This window comes from Gelidibacter algens, from assembly GCF_001678675.1.
Classification (GTDB): domain Bacteria; phylum Bacteroidota; class Bacteroidia; order Flavobacteriales; family Flavobacteriaceae; genus Gelidibacter; species Gelidibacter algens.
In genome coordinates this window covers 36544-58490 of record NZ_LZRN01000028.1, presented here as the reverse complement: position 1 = coordinate 58490, position 21947 = coordinate 36544, and the positions used below count along the sequence as shown (strand labels likewise).

Genomic DNA, 21947 nt, shown 5'->3' with positions numbered 1-21947 from the left:
TAAACGTAAAACACTTTACGTTTTTAGGTGTCGTTTTTTTTGGTTATAAGCATAACGAGATGGTGATTGACTTTATAAACTAGCTAAGCTTATTTCTTTTTTACTTGCTTAAACATTCTTGAAATTAAAAAAGAATGAGGCAAGGTTACTGCTGCCAAAAACGAAAAGAATAATCCATTGAAGATGGTCATATCCTTAAACATAAAATAGATACCAATCAATCCTAATATCGAGATCAACCAATAAGGCAGAGCCTTTTTGAAGTAAGCCAACATCTTATAGTTATCGAACCCATTGTACATAAACTTAATTTGATCATATAAGGATGGTAAACTGTGCCAAAAAATAAAATATATGGCAAATCCCCAAATAAGTGAAGACACTTTAAAGATCACCGCAAAAACTAACAGGTAGAGTAATTCTTGCCATATTCTCCTTCTAAAATCGACATCTATTATAGCAAGGTATGTCGTCAGGATCACGAAACTGATGGACACTGTATAAAACAGGTAGTCAATAGCAACTACCGGAAACTGATCCTTAATGATACTTTCAACAATGGCAATCACTTGGCTTGTATTTAGGATCAATAACAAAGCGATGACGAAAAGGCCATATATAAAATAGAAGGTATAGGTAATCAGGTCAGTACTTTTTAGAGATTCGTGTTCCCAGTGTTGTTCGCCAAAGTGGTAGGCGCTGCCCGATACAAAAATAGTAAGAGCGAACAGCGGCGCCCAATAAAACACAAAAAGAACTAGTAACACAACTGAAATATAAACCGACAGCATTAAGAGATAAGGAAGTTTACCCTTTGATTTTGAAAGTTTATCAAATAGTATGATGTCATTCGCACCGTGAAGCATTCCAAAGGATAGTATTAAGAGAAAACCAAAAATCAGTTCGAGGTTGGCTGTCAAAAACGAGGCAAGCCATAAACAGACGAAGCTGGATACAATTGAGATATTCTTAAACTTGTAACTCATATTTTATATTTACAGTAAAAATAGATCATTTTAAATAGTAATATATCATTTAGTTTGTTTAACTTTATATCAAAATAATTAAACAAAACTAATTTAAACCAGATGTTATGAACACAATGTTACTAATTGCTGACGTGAGCAGCAGATTGAATCCAACAGATTATGTCGGATTTACCTTTTTTGTAGGCGGTATGGCCATGATGGCCGCTTCTGCCTTTTTCTTTTTGTCCCTAAGTCAATTTGACAGAAAATGGCGAACCTCCATTTTGGTTTCCGGACTAATTACCTTTATTGCGGCAGTACACTATTTTTACATGAGAGATTATTGGTTTGCCAATGCCGAATCTCCCACATTTTTTAGGTATGTCGATTGGTTGTTGACAGTACCATTAATGTGTGTCGAATTTTATTTAATACTCAAAGTAGCAGGAGCGAAGCCATCCTTGATGTGGAAGTTGATCTTTGCATCGGTGGTGATGCTAGTTACCGGGTATTTTGGTGAAGCAGTATTTACAGATCAAGCAGCTCTATGGGGAGGTATTTCCGGCGTTGCTTACTTCTATATTGTGTATGAAATCTGGTTTGGTGGTGCTAAAAAACTAGCTGTAGCCGCTGGAGAAGACATCTTGCGCGCTCACAAAATACTATGCTGGTTTGTATTGGTAGGATGGGCTATTTATCCATTAGGCTACATGTTGGGCACTGACGGATGGTATACAAGTTTTCTTGGTACAGGAAGCGTTGATGTAGTTTATAACATTGCAGATGCTATAAATAAAATAGGATTTGGATTGGTTATTTATGCATTGGCTGTTAAAAAGCAGAATGTACTTGTCTCTTAGTTTTTAAGTTTTTTTGATCAGTGAAGAAGCGTGATCTCCGTCAAATGGAGGTCGCGTTTTTTATTTACAATCGTATGGACTTTTAATTTTTTTTGATAGCAAATGTGACCCAATTTCCTATGCATGCATAATATTTTATATATTTGTTGAACTTGGGCAACAGTGTTCAACGTAATTAAATAACCACTCTTGTGGGAAATACATATGCCAACGCAACTCAACCAACTCCTTAACATCAAATACCCTATCATCCAAGCCCCAATGTTTTTGGTTTCCAATACCGCTATGGTTATTGCCGCCATGAAAGCTGGCATAGCCGGATGCATTCCCGCATTAAATTATAGAACCTTACCAGAGCTTAAAACGGCCATTCATGAATTAAAAGCAGCAAAATTGGAAGGCGGTTCTTTTGGTTTCAATTTGATTGTCAATAAATCCAACCTCAAATACAAAGAGCAGTTGCGTGTGCTTTGCGAAGAAGGTTGTGATTTTATCATCACCTCTTTGGGGAGTCCTGAAGACACCATTAATGAGGCGCATAAAGTTGGTATTAAAGTGCTGTGTGACGTCACCGATTTAAAATTCGCTAAAAAAGTGGAAGCTTTGGGCGCTGATGCCATTATTGCAGTTAACAATGAGGCAGGAGGACACCGTGGCGAAATCTCACCAAAGGACTTGATTCAACTTTTGAAAAGCAATTGTAACATCCCAATCATTTCAGCAGGCGGTGTTGGTACTAAAGCAGATTTGGATAGGATGCTGGGGTATGGCGCAGACGGGGTTTCTGTAGGAAGTCCGTTTATTGCATCTGTGGAAGCGGGAGTTACCGACGATTATAAACAAGCCTGTGTAGATTATGGTGCCAAAGATATTGTGATGACACAACGCATTTCTGGCACACCGTGTACAGTAATAAACACGCCTTATGTTCAAAAAATCGGTACTAAAGAATCGTGGTTAGAATCGGTATTGAACAAAAACAAGAAGCTCAAAAAATGGGTAAAGATGATCCGTTTTTCAATTGGTATGAAGGCTACTGAAAAAGCGGCCAAAGAGGCAACTTATAAAACTGTTTGGGTGGCAGGACCAAGTATTGAGCACACCACAGAAATTCTTCCAGTAAAATCCATCATTCAAAATCTCACCGCTTAAAATAAAGGAATGGGTTACAATTTTTTGTAAATGGTTATTCCAAATGGTCTAAATTTAGCATAGTTCTAAATATACCTCTATGCGATTAACTTCTGTCGAGCCTTTTTGGCTTGTTAAAAATGGCATCATTAATTCTTATCCTTCATTGACCAAGGATATTGACACTGATATTGTAATTGTTGGCGCCGGCATCACCGGTAGTTTAATTGCCCACCAATGTATGGCAGATGGTTATAAAACCGTCATTATAGATAAGCGCGAGGTATGCCACGGGAGCACATCAGCAACAACTTCAATGTTGCAATATGAAATTGATAAACCGTTGTTTGAGTTGATTGATATGATTGGTGAAGAAGGCGCTGTGTTAAGCTATAAAGCCTGTTTTGATTCCATTGATCAACTTCAATCCATCTCAAAAGGAATTAAATCGACTTGCGGATTTAAGAAAAAGAAATCCCTGTATTTCGCTTCCAGAAAAAAAGATGTGCCTTGGCTTAAGAAAGAATTTGAGGCACGAGAAAAACACGGCTTTCCTGTAAAATGGTTAGAAGCCGAAACTATTAAGAAAACATATCAGCTTGAAAATTCTTATGGCGGAATTCTTTCAGACCAAGGTGGCAGTATTGATGCTTTTCAATTGGCTCATGATCTTTTACATTATAATCACAAAAAAGGATTGCAGGTTTTTGATAAAACCGATGTCGTGAAAATTGAATATCGTAGTAAGGATGTCTTGATCTATACTGAATTTGAAAAGACCATTAAAGCAAATAAAATCATCTTTTGTAATGGTTTTGAAAGCACTGAAATTATTCCTGAAAAAATTGTAAATCTGTTGTCTACCTATGCCGTAGTGGGCGAACAAAACGAAGACGACCAATCACATCTTCAAAATACTTTATTTTGGAACACTGCTGATCCTTACAATTATATGAGAACTACAGATGACAACCGGCTTTTAATGGGTGGCGAAGATGAAGATTTTGTAAACGCTGACAAAAGGGATGGCTTACTTAAAAAGAAAGCGCTTAAGCTGAAAAAAACGGTAGAAAAACTGCTTCCAAAGTATGATTTTAGAGTCGATTTTGGATGGGCAGGAACTTTTGGCGAAACCAATGATGGGCTTCCTTATATTGGCAAACATCCTGACTTTAAAAATGCCTTTTTCGTTTTGGGGTTTGGAGGTAATGGCATTACGTTTTCCGTCATAGGCATGGACATGGTATCTAAAATGTTAAAGGGAAACGTGCACGAATTGTCAAAATACTTTAAATTTGGTCGATAACATTTTGAGACTTTTCAATTAAACCATATTTATGATAGACTTCCAAAGAACAAATCCGTCGCAAAATGATTTTATAGATTTAGTAAGGGAACTTGACGCAGATCTAAAAATCAGGGATGGTGATGATCATTCGTTTTACGATCAATTCAATAAAATTCAAAATTTAAAATATTGTCTTGTGGCTTATGAACATAAAGTTGCTGTAGGTTGTGGCGCCATCAAACCTTTTGATGCACAAACCATGGAAGTCAAAAGAATGTTTGTTTTACCAGATTATCGCGGAAAAGGAATCGCTGCTAAGGTGCTCAAGGAGTTAGAGATTTGGGCTAAAGAACTGGACTTTTCAGCATGTGTTTTAGAAACAGGTGTTAAACAACCTGAAGCCATAGCACTTTATAAAAAATGTGGGTATCAAATTACAGACAGTTACGGACAGTACATGGGCATTGACAATAGCATTTGTTTTAATAAAAATCTTTGAAAATAGATAGTTTTAGAGGTTGCCATTCTTCTTTCAAAATCCCATAACAGCAGGTACTGCGCTTAAAACCATCACGCATTAAGGTGTCTTTGCGAAGTATGCCTTCTAAAGTGGCACCAATCTTCTCAACAGCTTTTCTTGAACGCATATTGCGTTCATCAATTCTAAATTCTACTTTTTCAAATTGAAGCACATCAAAAGCATACTCCAGCATCAAAAATTTGACCTGTTTGTTGAGTCCTGAACCCTGAAATTCACGACCAATCCACGTCCAACCAATATGCAATACTTTAGTGTCCCAATTGATAAGACCAAAACGCGTACTGCCTGCGTAAGCATTTTTAATCTTGTCATAAATGAGAAATGGAATTACTGTGTTGTTATGATAACCATCCACTGCTGCCTGAAAATAGTTTCTTAAGGTTTCAGGTGTGGTGATGTCTGATGGCGAGTAAAATATTAAATCCTTTTCATTAGCAATATCTTGAAGATGCACATAATTTTCTAAATTCAGGAGCGTAAGTTTTACAAAATCGTTTTCTAATTGCTGTATATTCATGAGTCAGATTAACGTATTGATCAATTCTTTTTTTACCTCATGTACGCCTTCGAAGGGAATGATTTGCAATTTGAGATTTCCAAAAAGGTCAAATGCTCTATTTTTTTCTTGAAGAACCCGATCTTCATCTAAATACGCGTCATTGTTCCCATAAATTAAGGAGACCTTTGTTTCCGGATTTAAAAATTCAAAATCTCTAGTAACCAATTCCTTAGGAATGCCGCCCGACATCATCACGATTTGGGAACACTTCAATTGTCGTTTTGCAACATATCTTAAAGCCACTGACACACCTTGTGAATACCCCAAAACGATAAGATTAAGATGCTCAGGAATGTCTTCAGCTTCAAAAACAGCATCAAAATAACGCATCACATTTTGTGTGTCATTGATGGTGTTTTCTTTGGTGAGCCAACTTGCACCAACATGGTTGAATTTTGGAGGCGTATAATACTTGCTTTGTGCTTGAGGTGCAATGATATAGTTTTCTTTAGGATCCAAATCTGCAAAATACTTTAAGAAATAGCGACTCAAATACCCCATTCCGTGGCACACAAACCAGACGTTTTTTGTGTTTTCAGAGAGAGTGTTTAAAGTGGAGTAGGAGTTGGTGGTGTGATAGGTGATTTCTTTTTCTTTTGAATTCATTCTTTGAGGATTGTTAATCTATAAAGGTACTGAGATAAAATTTATGATTTTAAAATACCAAATACCAAATACCAAATACCAAATACCAAATACCAAATACCAAATATCAAAAACGAAATACCAAAAACCACATAACCATAAACAAAAAACCTGTCAATGTTATTTAGGCATGGACAAACAAGAAACCTGAAACCAGAAACCAGAAACCAGAAACCAGAAACTCAATTTCGAATTCATCAAGTGTTATTTCGTACCTTTACCTTGGACATTAATTACAGAATTTTTCTATGAATTTATCTAAAGAACAACTTCTGGCAAAAGCGAATAGCGCCAGTAAAAACACCCTGATGGAAACGCTTGATATCGAAATGATTGACTATGGTCAGGATTTTTTAGTGGCGAGAATGCCCGTCAATTCTCGGGTTTATCAACCAGATGGGGTACTCCATGGTGGTGCCACAGCTGCTTTGGCAGAAAGTGTGGGGAGTTTTGCGTCCCATATTTTCTTGGACACGGAGCATCTATTTGTTCGCGGACTCGAAATAACGGCCAATCATTTAAAATCTGTCAAAGACGGCTATGTATATGCCAAAGCGACCTTTCTTCACAAAGGGAGAACCACTCAGCTTTTGGATATCAGAATCACGGATGACCATGATAATTTGATTTCTATTTGCAGATTATCTACCATTACCTTACCCAAAACGAAATAGAATGGCGTTGGATCAATTTTTTGAGCATATCCAAAATCAGTTTGATAAGAAGTTGCCTTTTGTTGCGTATAAAAAACCAGACACGTCAGTAGTTAAAGGGCTTCTTCAAAGCGATGCTATAATTCACACCAGTGTCGACTTTACCGAAAGTGGCTTTGTATTTGCGCCTTTTGATGCAGAAAATGAAGCGTTCTTAATTCCTATTGAAAACTCAACTGGAATTGAACATGAGTTTCTCCCATCTCATGAATTTGATGGCGCAACTAAGGCAGATCAAAGCCCTAGTAATCAAAAAGAATTCCACGCACATCTCGTTCAAAAAGCGATCGAGGCCATTAAAAACAATCACTTAAAAAAAGTGGTACTCTCACGACGAGAAGCGGTTCAACCTCCAGAGGCCAATCCCATAAACTTGTTTAAAAAGTTGTTGCATACGTATACCACTGCATTTGTGTATTGTTGGTACCACCCAAAAGTGGGATTATGGTTGGGCGCTACTCCTGAAACCCTGCTGAGCATTAGAGGGAATCAACTAAAAACAATGTCCTTGGCAGGCACCCAGCCTTTTAAAGGTTCAACGGATGTGGTTTGGAAAGAGAAGGAGAAGGAGGAACAGCAGTTGGTAACTGATTTTATTGTTGGGAGTCTTGAGACTTCAGTTGACACTATAAAAGTGTCTGAAATAGAAACCGTCAGGGCCGGAAATTTACTTCACTTAAGAACCACAATTCAAGCCAACTTGAAACCTGGAACTCTAAATTTGAAACATTTGCTGAAAGCAATCCATCCAACACCCGCGGTTTGTGGTTTTCCAAAGGATAAGGCTAAAGCGTTTATTTTAGAACATGAAGGGTATCCCCGGGAATTCTATGCTGGATTTCTGGGCGAATTGAATCTGAAAGAAACCACCACAAGAAATACTAACAGACGTAACGTGGAGAACAACGCCTACGCCGTGTCAAAAAAGGTATCCAATTTTTATGTCAATTTGCGCTGCATGCAACTCAAAGATGAACATGTTTACCTTTATGTTGGTGGCGGAATCACTAAAGACTCAGATGCTGAGATGGAGTGGGAAGAAACAGTCCATAAATCTCAAACTATAAAACGGATACTTTAGGAATTGTAATCAATGAATTTGTGTTTTTCAGATGGTTTCTTTTTATCCTATTACTGAATAACTCAATAATCAATAATTCCATACGATCTCAATGGAGTTCATCTATTTTTCAAGCGGCAATGCTTCATTAAGCTATCCTAATGTTGTATTTTTGTTATAAGATTATCCATGAATGAAATATCCTAAAATCCCCCTTGCACAAACCGTTATTCAGCTTTGTAAAGCAAAAAACATCAAACATATTGTCATTTCTCCTGGTAGTAGAAATGCGCCTTTGACCATTGGTTTTACCAACGATCCTTTTTTTAAGTGTTATAGTATTGTAGATGAGCGTTGTGCTGCTTTTTTTGCGTTAGGCATTGCCCAACAAATTGAAGCACCAGTGTTGGTCTCCTGTACCTCGGGGAGCGCATTGCTCAATTATTATCCGGCGGTTGCTGAAGCATTTTATAGCGAAATTCCGTTGATTCTTCTTTCTGCAGATCGACCAAAACATTTGCAAAATATTGGCGACGGACAGACCATCAATCAGAAAAATGTTTTTGAAAACCACATCCTCCATTCTGCTAACTTAAAGCTGGACTTGAAAGATGAACTGAATATTCCAGTGACTGAGGATATTCCTATTTTTAAAAATATTGAGGATAAATTGGAGCGTTTGTTAGGGCTTCAAAAAGATATCCAGAAGTATAACGAACAGGAGTTAAATGACGCCATCAATAAGGCCGTTGTCAAAAAAGGCCCCGTACATATCAACGTCCCTTTTGATGAGCCGCTCTATGAAATGGTTGATGCCTTAAAAGTAGCGCCCATAAATGTTCCCATCGAGTTAGAGGAGCCAAAAATGGACACCTATATTTTGGACCAATGTTTGAATGATTGGCGAAAATCGAAACGTAAAATGATATTGGTAGGCGAGTATGCACCAAACAAAATTGAACAGAAGTGGTTGAATTTATTGGCCAAAGATGAGAGCGTTATTGTACTGACAGAAACCACATCCAATCTAGACCACGGCTCATTTATCACCAGCATTGATAAACTCATTGCCCCACTACAGAAAGAGGATTTTGTAAAGCTGCAGCCAGAAATCCTGATCACCTTAGGCGGTTTGTTGGTTTCCAAAAAAATAAAAGCGTTTTTAAGGGAATACCAACCCAAAGAGCATTGGCATATTAGTGAAACCCGAGCGTATGACACGTTTTTCTGCTTGACCCACCATATTAAGGAAACACCTGATTATTTTTTAAGTGAATTCTTGCCAAAGGCCGAGCAGGTAAAAAGTTCCTATAAAAACTATTGGACAGGAATCAAATTGGAGCGTGCTAAAAAACATCTGAGTTATGTAGAGAAACTTCCATTTTCAGATTTTAAAGTTTTTGACACTCTTTTCAAAACCTTGCCAAACGATTCTATTTTGCAGGTTGGGAACAGTTCTGCCATTAGATATGCGCAATTGTTCGACATCCATAAATCTATAGAAGTTTTCTGCAACCGAGGCACGAGTGGTATTGATGGGAGCACATCAACCGCTATAGGGTGCGCGGTGGCCCATAAACGGCAAACCAATTTTATCACGGGTGACTTGAGTTTCTTTTATGACAGTAATGCGCTTTGGAACAATTATATTCCCAATTCGTTCAGAATAATTATCATCAATAATGGTGGTGGTGGCATTTTTAGAATCCTTCCCGGGCATAAAAACACAGAAAATTTTGACACTTATTTTGAAACCAAACATGAGTTGACAGCGCAACATTTGGCCGAGATGTACAATTTCAAATATAAGAAAGTGTCATCCCAAAACGATTTGACCAATGCTCTCAATTCGTTTTTCAAAGAGAGTAATCATCCAAAAATTCTAGAGATCAACACTGCTGGGCAGCCCAATGACGCGATATTGCTGGATTATTTTAAGTTTCTGAAATAAGGCGTAGGTAGTGGTCAGCCATCGTTCTACATAACTAAAATTTTCCCAATTGACTTTTCGATAGTGTGATCTATTGAAGTTTAAAAATGAGCAAAAGAGATGAGAAAATTCCTAAATATACTGCAGATTTATAAGGAAAATTCTGTGTTCATGCTGATAGCGTGCTATTGACCAAAGTAGTGTTTGGCTGTAGTCCGTCAATTAGCATTGCCGAGGCTGCCTCAATTTTCTGGATGCCAAATTGTAAACTTTCGTTAAATCTTACAGAAATTAATATAGAGCTGTAGTGTATATGCCGACAGAACATTTTAACAAAGTGGCATTTACGGTTGAGAATTTCCTACATTAAAGTCAGAAAGCGATACCTCTGAAAACCCAGAACTGTATCGCTTTTTTTTTATGGGATAAACACTAATATTCTTACCTTTGCACCATGATACACATTGGAGAATACAACACCCTAGAAATACTACGAGAATCAGAGCAAGGCCTTTATATTGCTGACAATGAAGGCAATGAAGTGTTGTTGCCAAACAGATATGTTCCTGAAACTTTTCAGATTTGGGAAAAAATTGAAGTATTCGTTTATTTAGACAATGAAGAACGTCTTGTTGCCGTAACAGACAGACCTTATATAACACGAGGAGAGTTTGCCATGTTGCGTTGTAATCAGGTGACTGATCACGGTGCTTTTTTAGATTGGGGATTGGTCAAAGAATTGTTTTGTCCATTTAAGGAGCAGGCTTTTAAAATGAAAGCCGGCGGTTGGTATTTGGTGCATTGTTATTTGGATGAAAAAACAGGCAGATTGGCAGCTTCCAGCAAAACCAATCATTATCTAGACAATAAAGAATTGACCGTCACCCAGTTTGAAGAGGTTGATGTGATCATTTCCCATCCGTCAGAAATTGGCATGAATGTCATTGTCAACAATCAACATGCGGGATTGATTTTTCAAGATGATATTTATAAGGAATTGAGCGTTGGTGACCGAATGAAAGGTGTTGTCAAAAAAATTAGGCCTGACAATAAATTGGACATTACTTTAGAACAAATTGGCTATAGAAAAATTGAACCCAATGCAGATGCTATTATGCATGAGTTGGAAGACAATGGTGGCTATATTAATTTAACTGATAAATCAAATCCAGAGGATATTAAAGCAGTTTTACAAATGAGTAAAAAAACCTTTAAAAAAGCCATTGGAACTTTATATAAACAACGATTGATTGAGATTAAGGACGATGGCATCTATCTTATTTAATATCGTATAAAAACAAATACATGAGTCAAATTAAGTGGGAAACTGTAAAGGAGTATCAAGATATTACGTATAAAAAATGTAATGGAGTTGCCCGAATAGCATTCAATAGACCCGATGTTAGAAACGCATTTCGGCCAAAAACCACCAGTGAATTATATGATGCGCTTTACGATGCCAATGAAGATGTGAATATTGGTGTGGTATTGTTGTCAGCAGAAGGGCCATCGTCTAAAGATGGTGTATATTCATTCTGTAGTGGCGGTGATCAAAAAGCGAGAGGGAAGCAGGGCTATGTAGGAGAAGATGGCTACCACCGATTAAATATTTTGGAAGTACAACGCTTGATCAGGTTCATGCCCAAAGCAGTCATTGCGGTAGTTCCGGGATGGGCAGTTGGCGGTGGCCACAGTTTGCATGTAGTGTGCGATTTGACTTTGGCAAGTAAAGAACACGCTATTTTTAAACAGACTGATGCTGATGTGACCAGTTTTGACGGGGGTTACGGCTCAGCCTATTTAGCAAAAATGGTGGGTCAGAAACGCGCCCGTGAAATCTTTTTCTTAGGACGAAACTATTCCGCTCAGGAAGCCTTTGATATGGGAATGGTCAATGCGGTGATTCCGCATGCTGACTTGGAAGATACCGCTTATGAGTGGGCACAGGAAATATTGGAAAAATCACCAATCTCCATAAAAATGTTGAAGTTTGCTATGAACTTAACAGATGATGGGATGGTAGGCCAGCAGGTATTTGCAGGCGAAGCCACCCGTTTGGCCTATATGACAGATGAAGCCATTGAAGGCCGAAACGCCTTTTTGGAAAAACGGAAGCCTAACTTTCCAAAAAAATGGATTCCATAAACCAACCCAAAAAATTAAAATGGACAGATTAAAGCCATGGTTGTCGGCGTTCAGGTTACGAACACTGCCATTATCTATTTCAGGCATTATCATAGGAAGTTGTTTTGCAGCGTACAACGGATTCTTCAATCCTATTGTATTTGTACTGGCTTTATTGGTAACCGTGGCCTTGCAAATTCTTTCCAACTTAGCCAATGATTATGGTGACGGCGTCAAGGGGACAGATAACGAAACTCGAGTAGGGCCCATGCGCGCCATACAGAGCGGAAAAATTACACCCGATCAAATGTTTGAAGGGTTAAAGATCAATATCCTGATTGTAATTTTTCTGACCGTGCTCCTTATTTACAATGCTTTTGGACATGGCTATTTTTTATATTCCTTACTTTTCTTTGGTCTGGGAGCAATTTCGGTGTACGCTGCTCTAAAATACACGATGGGCGATTCTGCTTATGGCTATAAAGGTCTGGGAGATGTGTTTGTGTTGATTTTCTTCGGATTCGTAAGTGTGGTGGGCAGTTATTTTTTGTATACCAAGCAATTGGACCACATTGTTGTGCTGCCTTCTATTGCCGTAGGTCTGTTGAGCGTAGGGGTGCTCAATCTCAACAATATGAGAGATATCGCCTCAGATAAAATCTCTCGCAAAATCACAATGGCAGTAAAGTTGGGAAAAGTAAAATCAAAACAATACCATTTGTTCTTGGTTATAAGTGCCATGGGTGTAGGCGTGGTTTTTGCCATTTTATATTACACCTCGTTATATAATTTTATTTTTTTGCTGTCTTATATTCCGCTTACCATTCATATTATAAAAATTAGTAAAGCCACAATTTCTTCTGATTTTGACTCCCAACTTAAAGTGCTGGCTTTATCCACATTTTTATTTTCCTTGTTATTGGGTATTGGTTATATTTTATAAAACGAAGGTAATTGGTAGTGCTCCAAATATTTAATTTTTAATTTCAATTACTATCTCGCCACCCAACATTTATTTGAGATAAATCTAGTTATAACTTCATCGTTGAATCGATTTGTTCAACAGGCAGATTAACCCTGCTTTCAGTAAGGTCCTATGGCGGTATTCAATATTTATCGTTTTCTTAGAGCTCTTCAATCTGCTTAAAAACTGTTTTTATACCATAGAAATAAAGGACTTCAAAATTATTTTGAATATATTTAAGTCGTTAAAAAAACTAGCACCTTTAATTTCCAAAATCATGAAAATCACATATTACGGCCACGCCAGTTTAGGCATTGAAGTCAATGATGTCAACATTTTAGTTGATCCTTTTATCTCAGCAAATGAAAAGGCGTCACACATAGATATTGAGAGCTTAAAAGCCGACTACATTCTTCTTACCCATGCCCATCAAGACCATATTTTTGATGTAGAAGCAATTGCCAAACGCACAAACGCCATGATTGTGGCCAACTTTGAAGTGGCGAGCCATTTTGAAGCGATGGGCTTTGAAGTCCACCCGATGAACCACGGTGGTTCTTGGGATTTTGAATTTGGAAATGTCAAATACGTTAATGCCATTCATACCTCGTCATTCCCTGATGGTAAATATGGCGGGCAACCAGGAGGATTTGTGATTGAAGGCGAACATAAAAACATTTACATCGCTGGAGATACCGCGTTGACCATGGATATGAAGCTTATTCCCATGACGATCAAGCTTGATTTGGCTATTTTACCAATTGGAGATAACTTCACCATGGGGGTTGATGATGCCATTATTGCCAGCGATTTTATCCAATGTGATAAAATAATGGGCTACCATTATGACACCTTTGGCTACATCGAAATTGACCACGAAGAAGCCAAACGTAAATTTTTTGATAAGAATAAAGATTTGATGTTGTTGGAGATTGGGGAGTGGATTGAGTTATAGTGAATTTTCAGAATGCACTTTTTAATAAAAAGAAGAGCTCTCAAAACTGAAAAATTTTCATGTGCGACAAATAAAGTTTTGTTCAAGGCTCAGCTGGCCATTAGTCAAATAATAATAGGAATATGAACACATTTAAAACTGAAATTGTCAAAACAAAAGAACAAAGTAAAACTACTGGCTATAATTGTTGTTGTTCTTTTTATAATTGCGAATCTCTATATTTTTTTGATTGAGAAAGAAAATCAGAATGTATATTTAAAAAGCATATCGTTCGTAATTTATTTTTTGGGTTTGTTTTTTCTATTCGGCCAGTCCTTTATAAAACCAAAACCTATCGGTTTTTTTGAGATAGCTGATACCTCAATTAATTTGAGATTAGACGAAAGCCAAGACACTTTATTGTTCATTGAGTTGGACAATATCATCTTAAAATATACGGGTTACGGAAGTTGGTGGACACATTCTATCTACGGAAATAAAAACTATTTATTGATTGCCTGTAAAAATGGAGAAAACTATAATTTAGAAATACTTCTAAGAAACAGAAGTATGAAGAATGATTTTAAAGCTTTTCTAAATACAGAAGCGCTACAGGAAAAATTTCAGTTAAAAAAAACCAAAAACACGACTTGTGAGTTTTAAACAATCATGATAAATTACAGCATTTACCTCACATCACTCCGCAGCACATACCAATGCAAAAGCCTCGGGAAAAAGCGTTTCAAATAAATTCCTAAAACTTCCTTTTTGCCAATGTAAGCTTCAAATTTTTCTTTTTGAATAGCGTTAAGCATACGTTTAGCAAATGCATCTACGTCCAATCCGTTTTCAGTGGCATTGTCTTGCGATTGTTGTGGGCTGCCATCTCCAATCAATGCATTTTTAGCCACGTCAGTATTGACAAACCCAGGGCAGACCATAGTGACTTTGATATTGTCTTTATCATGTTCCAATCGTAAAGCATCAAAAAAACCATGCAACGCATGCTTGGCCCCGCAATATCCTGAGCGGTAAGGACTGCTGAATTTCCCCATCAAGCTCGTGACCGTTACAAAATGTCCGCTTTGGCGCTTCACAAAATGGGGTAGCAATGCCTTTGAAAGCGCAACAGGACCTAAATAATCAACGTTTATTAATTTCTTGTCCACGCTAATGTCTGTATCAATCACCAAAGACCGCTGACTGATGCCGCCATTATTGATAAGGATATCCACGGTTCCAAAAATTTGAATGGCTTCGAGAGCTATTGGTTTTAGATTTTCATAATCGGCTAAATCGAAGGGGAGCACTGCCACCTGTTCTGGATTTTTACATTGCAATTTCACAGCTTCCAGCGCTTCTTTGCGCCGCGAGGAAAGAATCAATTGGCAATTGTGCTGTGAAAGCGCCAATGCTAATGCTTTCCCAATGCCGCTTGAGGCGCCTGTAATCCAAATTACTTTGTTGTTGAAATTCATGATGAAGTTGAAGTTGAAATTGAAATTGAAATTGAAGTTGAAGTTGAAATTGAAAAAAATTGACATGGAAGCAAAAATTAACTTCAGTCCTCAGTCCTCAGTCCTCAGTCCTCAGTCCTTAGTCTTCAGTCTTCAGTCCTCAGTCCTCAGTCTTCAGTCTTCAGTCTTCAGTCTTAGGTTTGTATATCAATTGAAAAATTATCTTTTATTATCAAATTTTATTCGATAACTCTGCCGACCCGCCCGAACGTGCCTTTTCGGCACGGGCGGGCTGAATGCTGCCCACTGATTCCCGCCATTCCTTTCGCAAATCATTACTCACTTTCCCCGTCCCATCATGTTTCCATCCGGGAGGTTTGACGATGTATTTTGCACGATCACGCAACGATTTTTTTCCAGAGAAGACATCCTTCCCCATCGCCATCCATTCATGAAATGCCACTTTTAGCGGATTGTAAGTTTTAATATTACTCACCAAACCATACACTACTTTTTCATTCTTAACTTCAGGTTGAAAAGTTCCAAAGAGCTTGTCCCAAATAATGAAAATTCCGGCGTGGTTTCTATCTAAATACAACGGATTGCTGCCATGGTGTACCCGATGGTGTGAAGGGGTGTTCATTACAGCCTCGAACCATTTGGGCATTTTATCAATCGCTTCGGTATGAATCCAGAATTGGTAGAGCAAACTCACAGACATCTGCAATAAAATCATGCCGGGATGAAACCCAATCAACGGTAACCACAGCCAAAATATAAAAGAGTAAAAACCTCCAGACCAGGTTTGGCGCAAAGCAGTGCTTAAATTATAATGTTTTGAAGAGTGGTGCACCACATGAGACGCCCAAAATAATCGGTTTTCATGAGAAATCCGATGGAACCAATAATAGGAAAAATCATCAGCAAACGACAAAAGTATAAAACTCCACCACGCAAATGGGATTGTAAAGAGTCTGAAATTTTCATAAATCAACATAAACGCGAACAATATCAAAGCCTTATTGATAAACCCCAAAAAAACATTGCCCAAACCCATGGCAATGGAGGTTACGGCGTCTTTTGTTTCGTAAGATTTTTTGTTTTCTTTAATGCTGACATACAGTTCCAGTCCCATCGAAATGATAAAAAAGGGGATCGCATAAAGAATGATATTTGGAAACTCGGGCATCACGATAGTGGCATTTGATTACGAATATAATCAATATCACTTTATTTATAATGTTCAAGTGCAATCAACAACCAAAATAGTTAAACGATTCTTTGCGGTGAAGTTTCTTCCAAGTGAAACGTAGGCAGAATTCTTATTAAAACATTATGAAAATCGTCATTTATAATCTAAGCATAATTAACTATTTTTGGTGAAAATATGACAGCAACCTACCAAAAATATACCCTCAATTTTAAAAAACCCAGTGGCACCTCAAGAGGCGTATTGAAAACTAAGGACACTTGGTTTATCAGTATAACTTTCGAAGGGAAAAAGGGCATTGGCGAATGTGGGATGTTTAGGGGTTTGTCCATTGATTCCAGGCCGGATTTTGAGGCCGTTTTAAAATGGACCTGTCAGAATATTTTTTTAGGCAAGGAGGTTTTGCTTTCGAAGTTGACAGAATTCCCGAGCATTCAATTTGGATTGGAAATGGCCTTTGCCGATTTAGAACATCAGACGCCTTTTGAATTGTTTCCCTCTAAATTTACGGAAGGTGAAGATAGTATTCCTATAAACGGATTGATATGGATGGGTACGGAAGCGTTTATGAAAGCGCAGATCACCTCTAAAATTGACGCTGGTTTTACTTGCATCAAACTAAAAATTGGTGCTATCGACTTTCAAACCGAAATAAATCTCTTAAAATCGATAAGAACCAATTTTTCGGCAAAAGATATTGAACTGCGTGTAGATGCCAATGGCGCATTTTCGCCTGATGATGCTTTGGAGAAATTAAAGCGTTTGTCTGACTTTGAGTTGCATTCAATTGAACAGCCTATCAAACAAGGCCAAGTGGAAGACATGGCAAAACTATGCCAAACAACACCGCTGGATATTGCCTTGGATGAAGAATTAATTGGCATTTTTGATATCACAAGTAAAATCAATTTGCTACACACCATTCAACCGCAATACATTATTTTAAAACCTACATTGGTGGGTGGATTTGAAGGCAGTAACACCTGGATTGAAGCTGCCAATAATAGCAAAATAGGCTACTGGATTACCAGTGCTTTAGAAAGTAATGTAGGCTTGAGCGCCATTGCCCAATGGACTTACACTTTACAAAATGATAGGCCTCAAGGGCTTGGAACAGGGAGTTTATTTACCAATAATTTTGAGAGCCCGTTACAGGTTGAAAACGGTACCTTGCAGTACGATAAAAAAACAGATTGGAATTTTAATTTATAAGTAACTATGTTTATAGCTCAGGCGTTTAAAGGATTACATGATTGGTGGCGTTATGTGGTAGGATTGATTATTGCCATCATCGGGGTCTTTGTTTTTTCAATTCCTCATGCCCTTGGTATTCTGTTCAAAACAATGCAGGGAGGAACTATTGATCAATCTAAAATGAATGATCCCAATTACATCATGCAACTTTTTGAATCCAACGTTAATTTGGTGTTCATTCTGCTGCCTTTTGCCGGCGGCTTGCTGTTTTTGTTTGGAGCGGTGAAGTTTTTGCATAAACAGTCCATCACATCCCTTACTACCTCAAGACCAAAAATTGATTGGAAACGGGTTTGGGTCATCTTTTTCTTTTGGGGTATTCTATCTTCAAGTTTGGTGTTGTTGGATTATTATATGTCGCCAGAAGATTATGTTTTCAATTTCAAATTACAGCCCTTCTTGATTTTGAGTGTCATCGCCATTATTTTGGTGCCCTTACAGACCAGTTTTGAAGAGTATCTATTTAGAGGCTATTTGATGCAAGGGCTTGGGGTCATTACAAGATACAAATGGATTCCTTTGGTGGTGACGTCCGTTGTCTTCGGAATGCTGCACATCGCAAACCCTGAAGTAGATAAATTAGGTCCTATTATCATGGTCTATTATATTGGCACAGGATTGTTTTTAGGAATCATGACGTTAATGGATGAAGGCTTGGAGCTTTCTTTGGGCTTCCACGCTGCCAACAACTTATTTACGGCTTTATTGGTAACTGCAGATTGGACAGCGTTTCAAACCCATTCCATATTTAAAGATTTATCAGATCCGCAAGTAGCAGAGTTTATGGATATTTTTATGCCTGTTTTTGTGATGTTTCCAATTATTCTACTCATTCTGTCAAAAATGTATAAATGGACCGATTGGAAAGGGAAGTTGTTCGGGAAGGTTATTGAGCCTCCAAAAGAAGATTATAAAGTATTGGATGAGGTGGATACCATTGGAACTGAATAAGTACCTCTTTTATTCACATGAGCACTCAAATTTCGTAGGAAACCGTTATCTTGGCTAACATAAAAAAATTTAAAATCATATCATCTCAAACCCTGTAAAAATGACACCAACATTTGATAAAATCCATTTGAAATTTAAGTTAAACGACAACACTTATGGCGCCGAAGAGCTTAAAGAGGTAGCCTACAGTTTGGTGAAAGAAGGCGCGGACTATGAAAGAGTAATGGGCGATTTCTTGTTGGATTGGTTAGATTCTAAAGACTATATCAATGTCAAAACGTCGGGTTCTACGGGGAAACCAAAATTGATGAAGGTGAGCAAGCAGGCCATGGTCAATTCGGCCATTGCAACAGGTAATTATTTTAGCATGGAACCAGGACAGGCAGCTCTACTGTGTTTACCAACCCACTATATTGCAGGTAAAATGATGTTGGTAAGGGCCATGATATTAGGTTTGGAACTCGATTTTGTGGATCCTACCTCGCAGCCTGTTTTTGACTATGGCAAAACCTACGATTTTTGCGCCATGATTCCCCTGCAATTAGAAAACACTGTGGGCTATATCTACAATATCAAGACTTTAATTATTGGGGGTGCTACCATTTCAAAACCACTGGAAGACGCTATCCAAGGCTTAGAAACAAAAATTTATGCCACTTATGGAATGACCGAAACAGTAAGTCACGTAGCCGTAAAAGCGATGAACGGTGAACATAAAATGGCGCATTTTGAAGTGTTTCCAAATGTCAGTATTTCTCAAGATGATAGAGGATGCTTGGTTATCGACGCTCCAAAAGTGGCTCCAGAACCATTGGTGACCAATGATGTGGTGAAATTGCATTCAGCGTCAGAGTTTGAATTGATGGGTCGTGTTGATCATATCATCAATTCAGGAGGTGTCAAATTGTTTCCGGAGCAAATTGAAGCCAAACTTTCCAATCACATCAAAGAGCGTTTCTTTATGGCGCCTGAACAAGATGTTACCTTGGGTGAAAAACTGATCCTGATCCTTGAAAGCGATACAAATACTTTGGATCCTTCGGTGTTTGATTCTTTAGAAAAGTTTGAAGTTCCTAAAGAAATCTACACCGTTTCTAAGTTTAAAGAAACGTCCACGGGAAAAATCCAACGCAAGGAAACCCTGAAATTTTTAAAAAACGACGTTCTCTAATTCAAACGGCCACTTTACTCATTCTTGATTTTATATGAAGGGTTTGGTTTATAGTTTTACTGTAAACTAAAATCACATATTATGAAATCATTACTACACCTCGTTTTTATACTGTTCCTTTCGGTACAGTTACAAGCACAGCAAAAAACAGTTACAGGAATTGTGACCTCCGCTTCTGATGGCGCGCCATTGCCAGGAGTTACTGTCATTATCAAAGGCACCACCACAGGAACTCAAACCGATTTTAACGGTAACTATGCCATAATGGTGGTTGAAGGAGATGTCCTGCAGTTCAGTTATGTGGCTTATAAATTGCTAGAATATAAAGTTAGAAAGGAAACCAGTATAAATGTTGTTCTTGAAGAGGACAGCGCTACTTTGGATGAAGTGGTGGTTGTGGGGTATGGTACTTCAAGACGGTCGGGAAATACACGCAAAAATAAAAACAGGCAAGTTTCGTATGCCTTGTCTGGTAAAGTAGCTGGGATTAATTCGAACGCTAACCGGAATGGTGGCACTACTTCAGCCATTCGGTTGAGAGGTGTGGGCTCTATTAATGGCAATAGAAAACCCTTATATGTGGTGGATGGTATACTTATTACTTCAGATGAAAATATTGCGGCCATTGATAAAAAAGGCATAAAAGCTACCACTATTTTAAAAGACCAAGATGCAACGGCCATTTATGGCGCCAGAGGTGCCAATGGCGTCATTGTTATTGAAACAAAAAAGGGGAATTATAAAGCACTTCAAATTGAAGAAGTCAATAATGAAACGTATGATGAAATTGTTGAGAATCAATTCGAGCGTGTGGCTCTTGCACCGTTATCAACCTTTTCGATTGATGTTGACAAAGCCTCCTACAGCAATATTAGAAGGATGATCAATAACGGCCAAAAGATTCCTGCGGATGCCGTTAAGATTGAAGAAATGATCAATTATTTTAATTATAACTACCCACAGCCCGCAGATGAGCATCCATTTTCAATCCATTCCGAAGTTGCCAAAACACCGTGGAATGCAACTACTAAGATTGTGAAAATCGGTCTTCAGGGCAAAACCTATAAGAATGATGAATTACCAGCATCCAACCTGACGTTTTTGATAGACGTGTCCGGTTCAATGAATGATGCAAATAAACTACCGTTGCTACAATCTGCATTTAAGTTGTTGGTCAATCAGCTCAGGGAAAAAGACAAGATTGCAATTGTGGTGTACGCTGGAGCTGCAGGTATGGTGTTGCCGCCAACTTCTGGAGCACGCAAAGAAGAGATCATGAAAGCTTTGGATAACTTGAGTGCAGGCGGCTCAACAGCAGGAGGTGCCGGCATTGAATTGGCGTATAAAATAGCCCAGGAGAATTTTATTAAAGAAGGCAACAATCGGGTAATATTGGCCACTGACGGCGATTTTAATGTTGGTGCCTCCACTGATAAAGATATGGAGAAACTTATTGAGGAAAAACGCAAAAGTGGTGTGTTTTTATCGGTTTTAGGGTTCGGTTTCGGAAATTATAAAGATTCAAAATTAGAAACACTTGCTGATAAAGGCAACGGCAACCACGCTTATATTGATACGATGCAAGAAGCACAAAAAACGTTTGGGAAAGAATTTGGCGGTACATTATATACGATTGCTAAGGATGTGAAAATCCAGATTGAATTCAATCCCAATAAAGTGCAAGCGTATCGATTGATAGGTTATGAAAACCGATTGTTGGCCGATGAAGATTTTATTGATGACACCAAAGATGCAGGAGAATTGGGAAGCGGACATACGGTGACCGCGCTTTATGAAGTGATTCCTGTGGGGATAGAAAGTGATTATTTAAAGACTGTAGATGATTTGAAATATACCAAATCAACAGTTGCTTCCAATCTTTCTGACGAGTTATTTACGGTTAAATTCAGATATAAAAAACCAGACGGCCATAAAAGTATTGAAATGGTACATGTGCAAAAAGATGACGTTTCTGAACCATCAAACGACCTTAAATTTGCCGCTTCGGTGGCATTGATGGGCATGCAGCTCAGAGATTCAAAATTTGATAATGAAGCCACTCTTAAAAATGTTGCGCAGTTGGCAAAAGAAGGAAAAGGCTTAGATACTGATGGCTATAGATCAGAGTTTATCAGACTGGTTGAAGCTTATCAGAGTTTGTAAAAAACATTAGTGAATAAAAGATAG

Annotated in this window: 21 protein-coding genes; 16 read left to right on the top strand and 5 right to left on the bottom strand. The window is 38.0% G+C overall.

Going from position 1 to position 21947, the window contains the following annotated elements; translation table 11 throughout:
- Positions 1 to 89: 89 nt before the first annotated feature.
- On the bottom strand, positions 90 to 986 hold the full coding sequence (locus A9996_RS13050; RefSeq protein ID WP_066435730.1) for a Brp/Blh family beta-carotene 15,15'-dioxygenase: 897 nt from the start codon (positions 984 to 986) through the stop codon (positions 90 to 92).
- A gap of 107 nt (positions 987 to 1093) precedes the next feature.
- On the opposite strand from A9996_RS13050, the gene A9996_RS13045 reads away from it, so the two are divergent.
- From A9996_RS13045 to A9996_RS13030, 4 genes are all read left to right on the top strand, one after another.
- Positions 1094 to 1828 (top strand): bacteriorhodopsin-like, encoded by a 735-nt coding sequence (locus tag A9996_RS13045; protein WP_066435727.1) that lies wholly within the window; start codon positions 1094 to 1096, stop codon positions 1826 to 1828.
- A 204-nt stretch (positions 1829 to 2032) separates the two neighbouring features.
- On the top strand, positions 2033 to 2980 hold the full coding sequence (locus A9996_RS13040; RefSeq protein WP_066435722.1) for an NAD(P)H-dependent flavin oxidoreductase: 948 nt from the start codon (positions 2033 to 2035) through the stop codon (positions 2978 to 2980).
- A gap of 79 nt (positions 2981 to 3059) precedes the next feature.
- The gene (locus A9996_RS13035; RefSeq protein ID WP_066435719.1) at positions 3060 to 4265 is read left to right on the top strand and encodes an NAD(P)/FAD-dependent oxidoreductase; all 1206 of its coding nucleotides are present in this window, start codon (positions 3060 to 3062) and stop codon (positions 4263 to 4265) included.
- 31 nt (positions 4266 to 4296) lie between these two features.
- Positions 4297 to 4746, top strand: coding sequence for a GNAT family N-acetyltransferase (locus A9996_RS13030; protein WP_066435716.1), 450 nt, complete (start codon positions 4297 to 4299; stop codon positions 4744 to 4746).
- On the opposite strand, the gene A9996_RS13025 is transcribed toward A9996_RS13030, so the two are convergent.
- Both A9996_RS13025 and A9996_RS13020 read right to left on the bottom strand, forming a co-directional pair.
- Positions 4730 to 5305, bottom strand: a complete 576-nt coding sequence (locus A9996_RS13025) for a GNAT family N-acetyltransferase (RefSeq protein ID WP_066435712.1) — start codon at positions 5303 to 5305, stop codon at positions 4730 to 4732. The genes A9996_RS13030 and A9996_RS13025 overlap by 17 nt on opposite strands.
- Before the next feature lie 3 nt (positions 5306 to 5308).
- Complete coding sequence (locus tag A9996_RS13020) at positions 5309 to 5953, bottom strand: alpha/beta hydrolase (protein ID WP_066435710.1); 645 nt, start codon at positions 5951 to 5953, stop codon at positions 5309 to 5311.
- 287 nt (positions 5954 to 6240) lie between these two features.
- On the opposite strand from A9996_RS13020, the gene A9996_RS13010 reads away from it, so the two are divergent.
- The 8 genes from A9996_RS13010 (at position 6241) to A9996_RS19920 (ending at position 14380) form a co-directional block, all read left to right on the top strand.
- The gene (locus A9996_RS13010) at positions 6241 to 6666 is read left to right on the top strand and encodes a PaaI family thioesterase (RefSeq protein ID WP_066435701.1); all 426 of its coding nucleotides are present in this window, start codon (positions 6241 to 6243) and stop codon (positions 6664 to 6666) included.
- Between the two features lies 1 nt (position 6667).
- The gene (locus A9996_RS13005) at positions 6668 to 7786 is read left to right on the top strand and encodes a chorismate-binding protein (protein ID WP_066435699.1); all 1119 of its coding nucleotides are present in this window, start codon (positions 6668 to 6670) and stop codon (positions 7784 to 7786) included.
- A gap of 172 nt (positions 7787 to 7958) precedes the next feature.
- A complete protein-coding gene (menD, locus tag A9996_RS13000; RefSeq protein ID WP_066435692.1) occupies positions 7959 to 9716 on the top strand; it encodes a 2-succinyl-5-enolpyruvyl-6-hydroxy-3-cyclohexene-1-carboxylate synthase in 1758 nt (585 codons plus the stop codon).
- A 433-nt stretch (positions 9717 to 10149) separates the two neighbouring features.
- Entirely contained in the window at positions 10150 to 10980 is an 831-nt protein-coding gene (locus A9996_RS12995) for a CvfB family protein (RefSeq protein WP_066435690.1), read from the top strand.
- 20 nt (positions 10981 to 11000) lie between these two features.
- On the top strand, positions 11001 to 11840 hold the full coding sequence (locus tag A9996_RS12990) for a 1,4-dihydroxy-2-naphthoyl-CoA synthase (RefSeq protein WP_066435687.1): 840 nt from the start codon (positions 11001 to 11003) through the stop codon (positions 11838 to 11840).
- Between the two features lie 19 nt (positions 11841 to 11859).
- On the top strand, positions 11860 to 12762 hold the full coding sequence (gene menA / locus A9996_RS12985; RefSeq protein WP_066435745.1) for a 1,4-dihydroxy-2-naphthoate octaprenyltransferase: 903 nt from the start codon (positions 11860 to 11862) through the stop codon (positions 12760 to 12762).
- A gap of 298 nt (positions 12763 to 13060) precedes the next feature.
- On the top strand, positions 13061 to 13738 hold the full coding sequence (locus A9996_RS12980) for a metal-dependent hydrolase (protein ID WP_066435743.1): 678 nt from the start codon (positions 13061 to 13063) through the stop codon (positions 13736 to 13738).
- A gap of 369 nt (positions 13739 to 14107) precedes the next feature.
- Positions 14108 to 14380, top strand: coding sequence for a hypothetical protein (locus A9996_RS19920; protein ID WP_157487221.1), 273 nt, complete (start codon positions 14108 to 14110; stop codon positions 14378 to 14380).
- 23 nt (positions 14381 to 14403) lie between these two features.
- Here A9996_RS19920 and A9996_RS12970 read toward each other — a convergent pair whose 3' ends face one another.
- Both A9996_RS12970 and A9996_RS12965 read right to left on the bottom strand, forming a co-directional pair.
- Positions 14404 to 15195 carry an SDR family oxidoreductase gene (locus A9996_RS12970; RefSeq protein ID WP_066435741.1) on the bottom strand — a complete coding sequence of 264 codons (792 nt, stop codon included), beginning with the start codon at positions 15193 to 15195 and terminating at the stop codon, positions 14404 to 14406.
- A 211-nt stretch (positions 15196 to 15406) separates the two neighbouring features.
- Positions 15407 to 16363, bottom strand: coding sequence for a sterol desaturase family protein (locus A9996_RS12965; RefSeq protein ID WP_066435682.1), 957 nt, complete (start codon positions 16361 to 16363; stop codon positions 15407 to 15409).
- A 198-nt stretch (positions 16364 to 16561) separates the two neighbouring features.
- Between A9996_RS12965 and A9996_RS12960 the strand changes: the two genes are divergently transcribed.
- From A9996_RS12960 to A9996_RS12945, 4 genes are all read left to right on the top strand, one after another.
- The gene (locus tag A9996_RS12960; protein WP_066435679.1) at positions 16562 to 17596 is read left to right on the top strand and encodes an o-succinylbenzoate synthase; all 1035 of its coding nucleotides are present in this window, start codon (positions 16562 to 16564) and stop codon (positions 17594 to 17596) included.
- A 6-nt stretch (positions 17597 to 17602) separates the two neighbouring features.
- A complete protein-coding gene (locus A9996_RS12955) occupies positions 17603 to 18589 on the top strand; it encodes a CPBP family intramembrane glutamic endopeptidase (protein ID WP_066435677.1) in 987 nt (328 codons plus the stop codon).
- Positions 18590 to 18689: 100 nt separating this feature from the next.
- Positions 18690 to 19760, top strand: coding sequence for an AMP-binding protein (locus A9996_RS12950; RefSeq protein WP_066435674.1), 1071 nt, complete (start codon positions 18690 to 18692; stop codon positions 19758 to 19760).
- Positions 19761 to 19841: 81 nt separating this feature from the next.
- The gene (locus tag A9996_RS12945) at positions 19842 to 21923 is read left to right on the top strand and encodes a VWA domain-containing protein (RefSeq protein WP_066435673.1); all 2082 of its coding nucleotides are present in this window, start codon (positions 19842 to 19844) and stop codon (positions 21921 to 21923) included.
- The last annotated feature ends 24 nt before the right edge of the window (positions 21924 to 21947 follow it).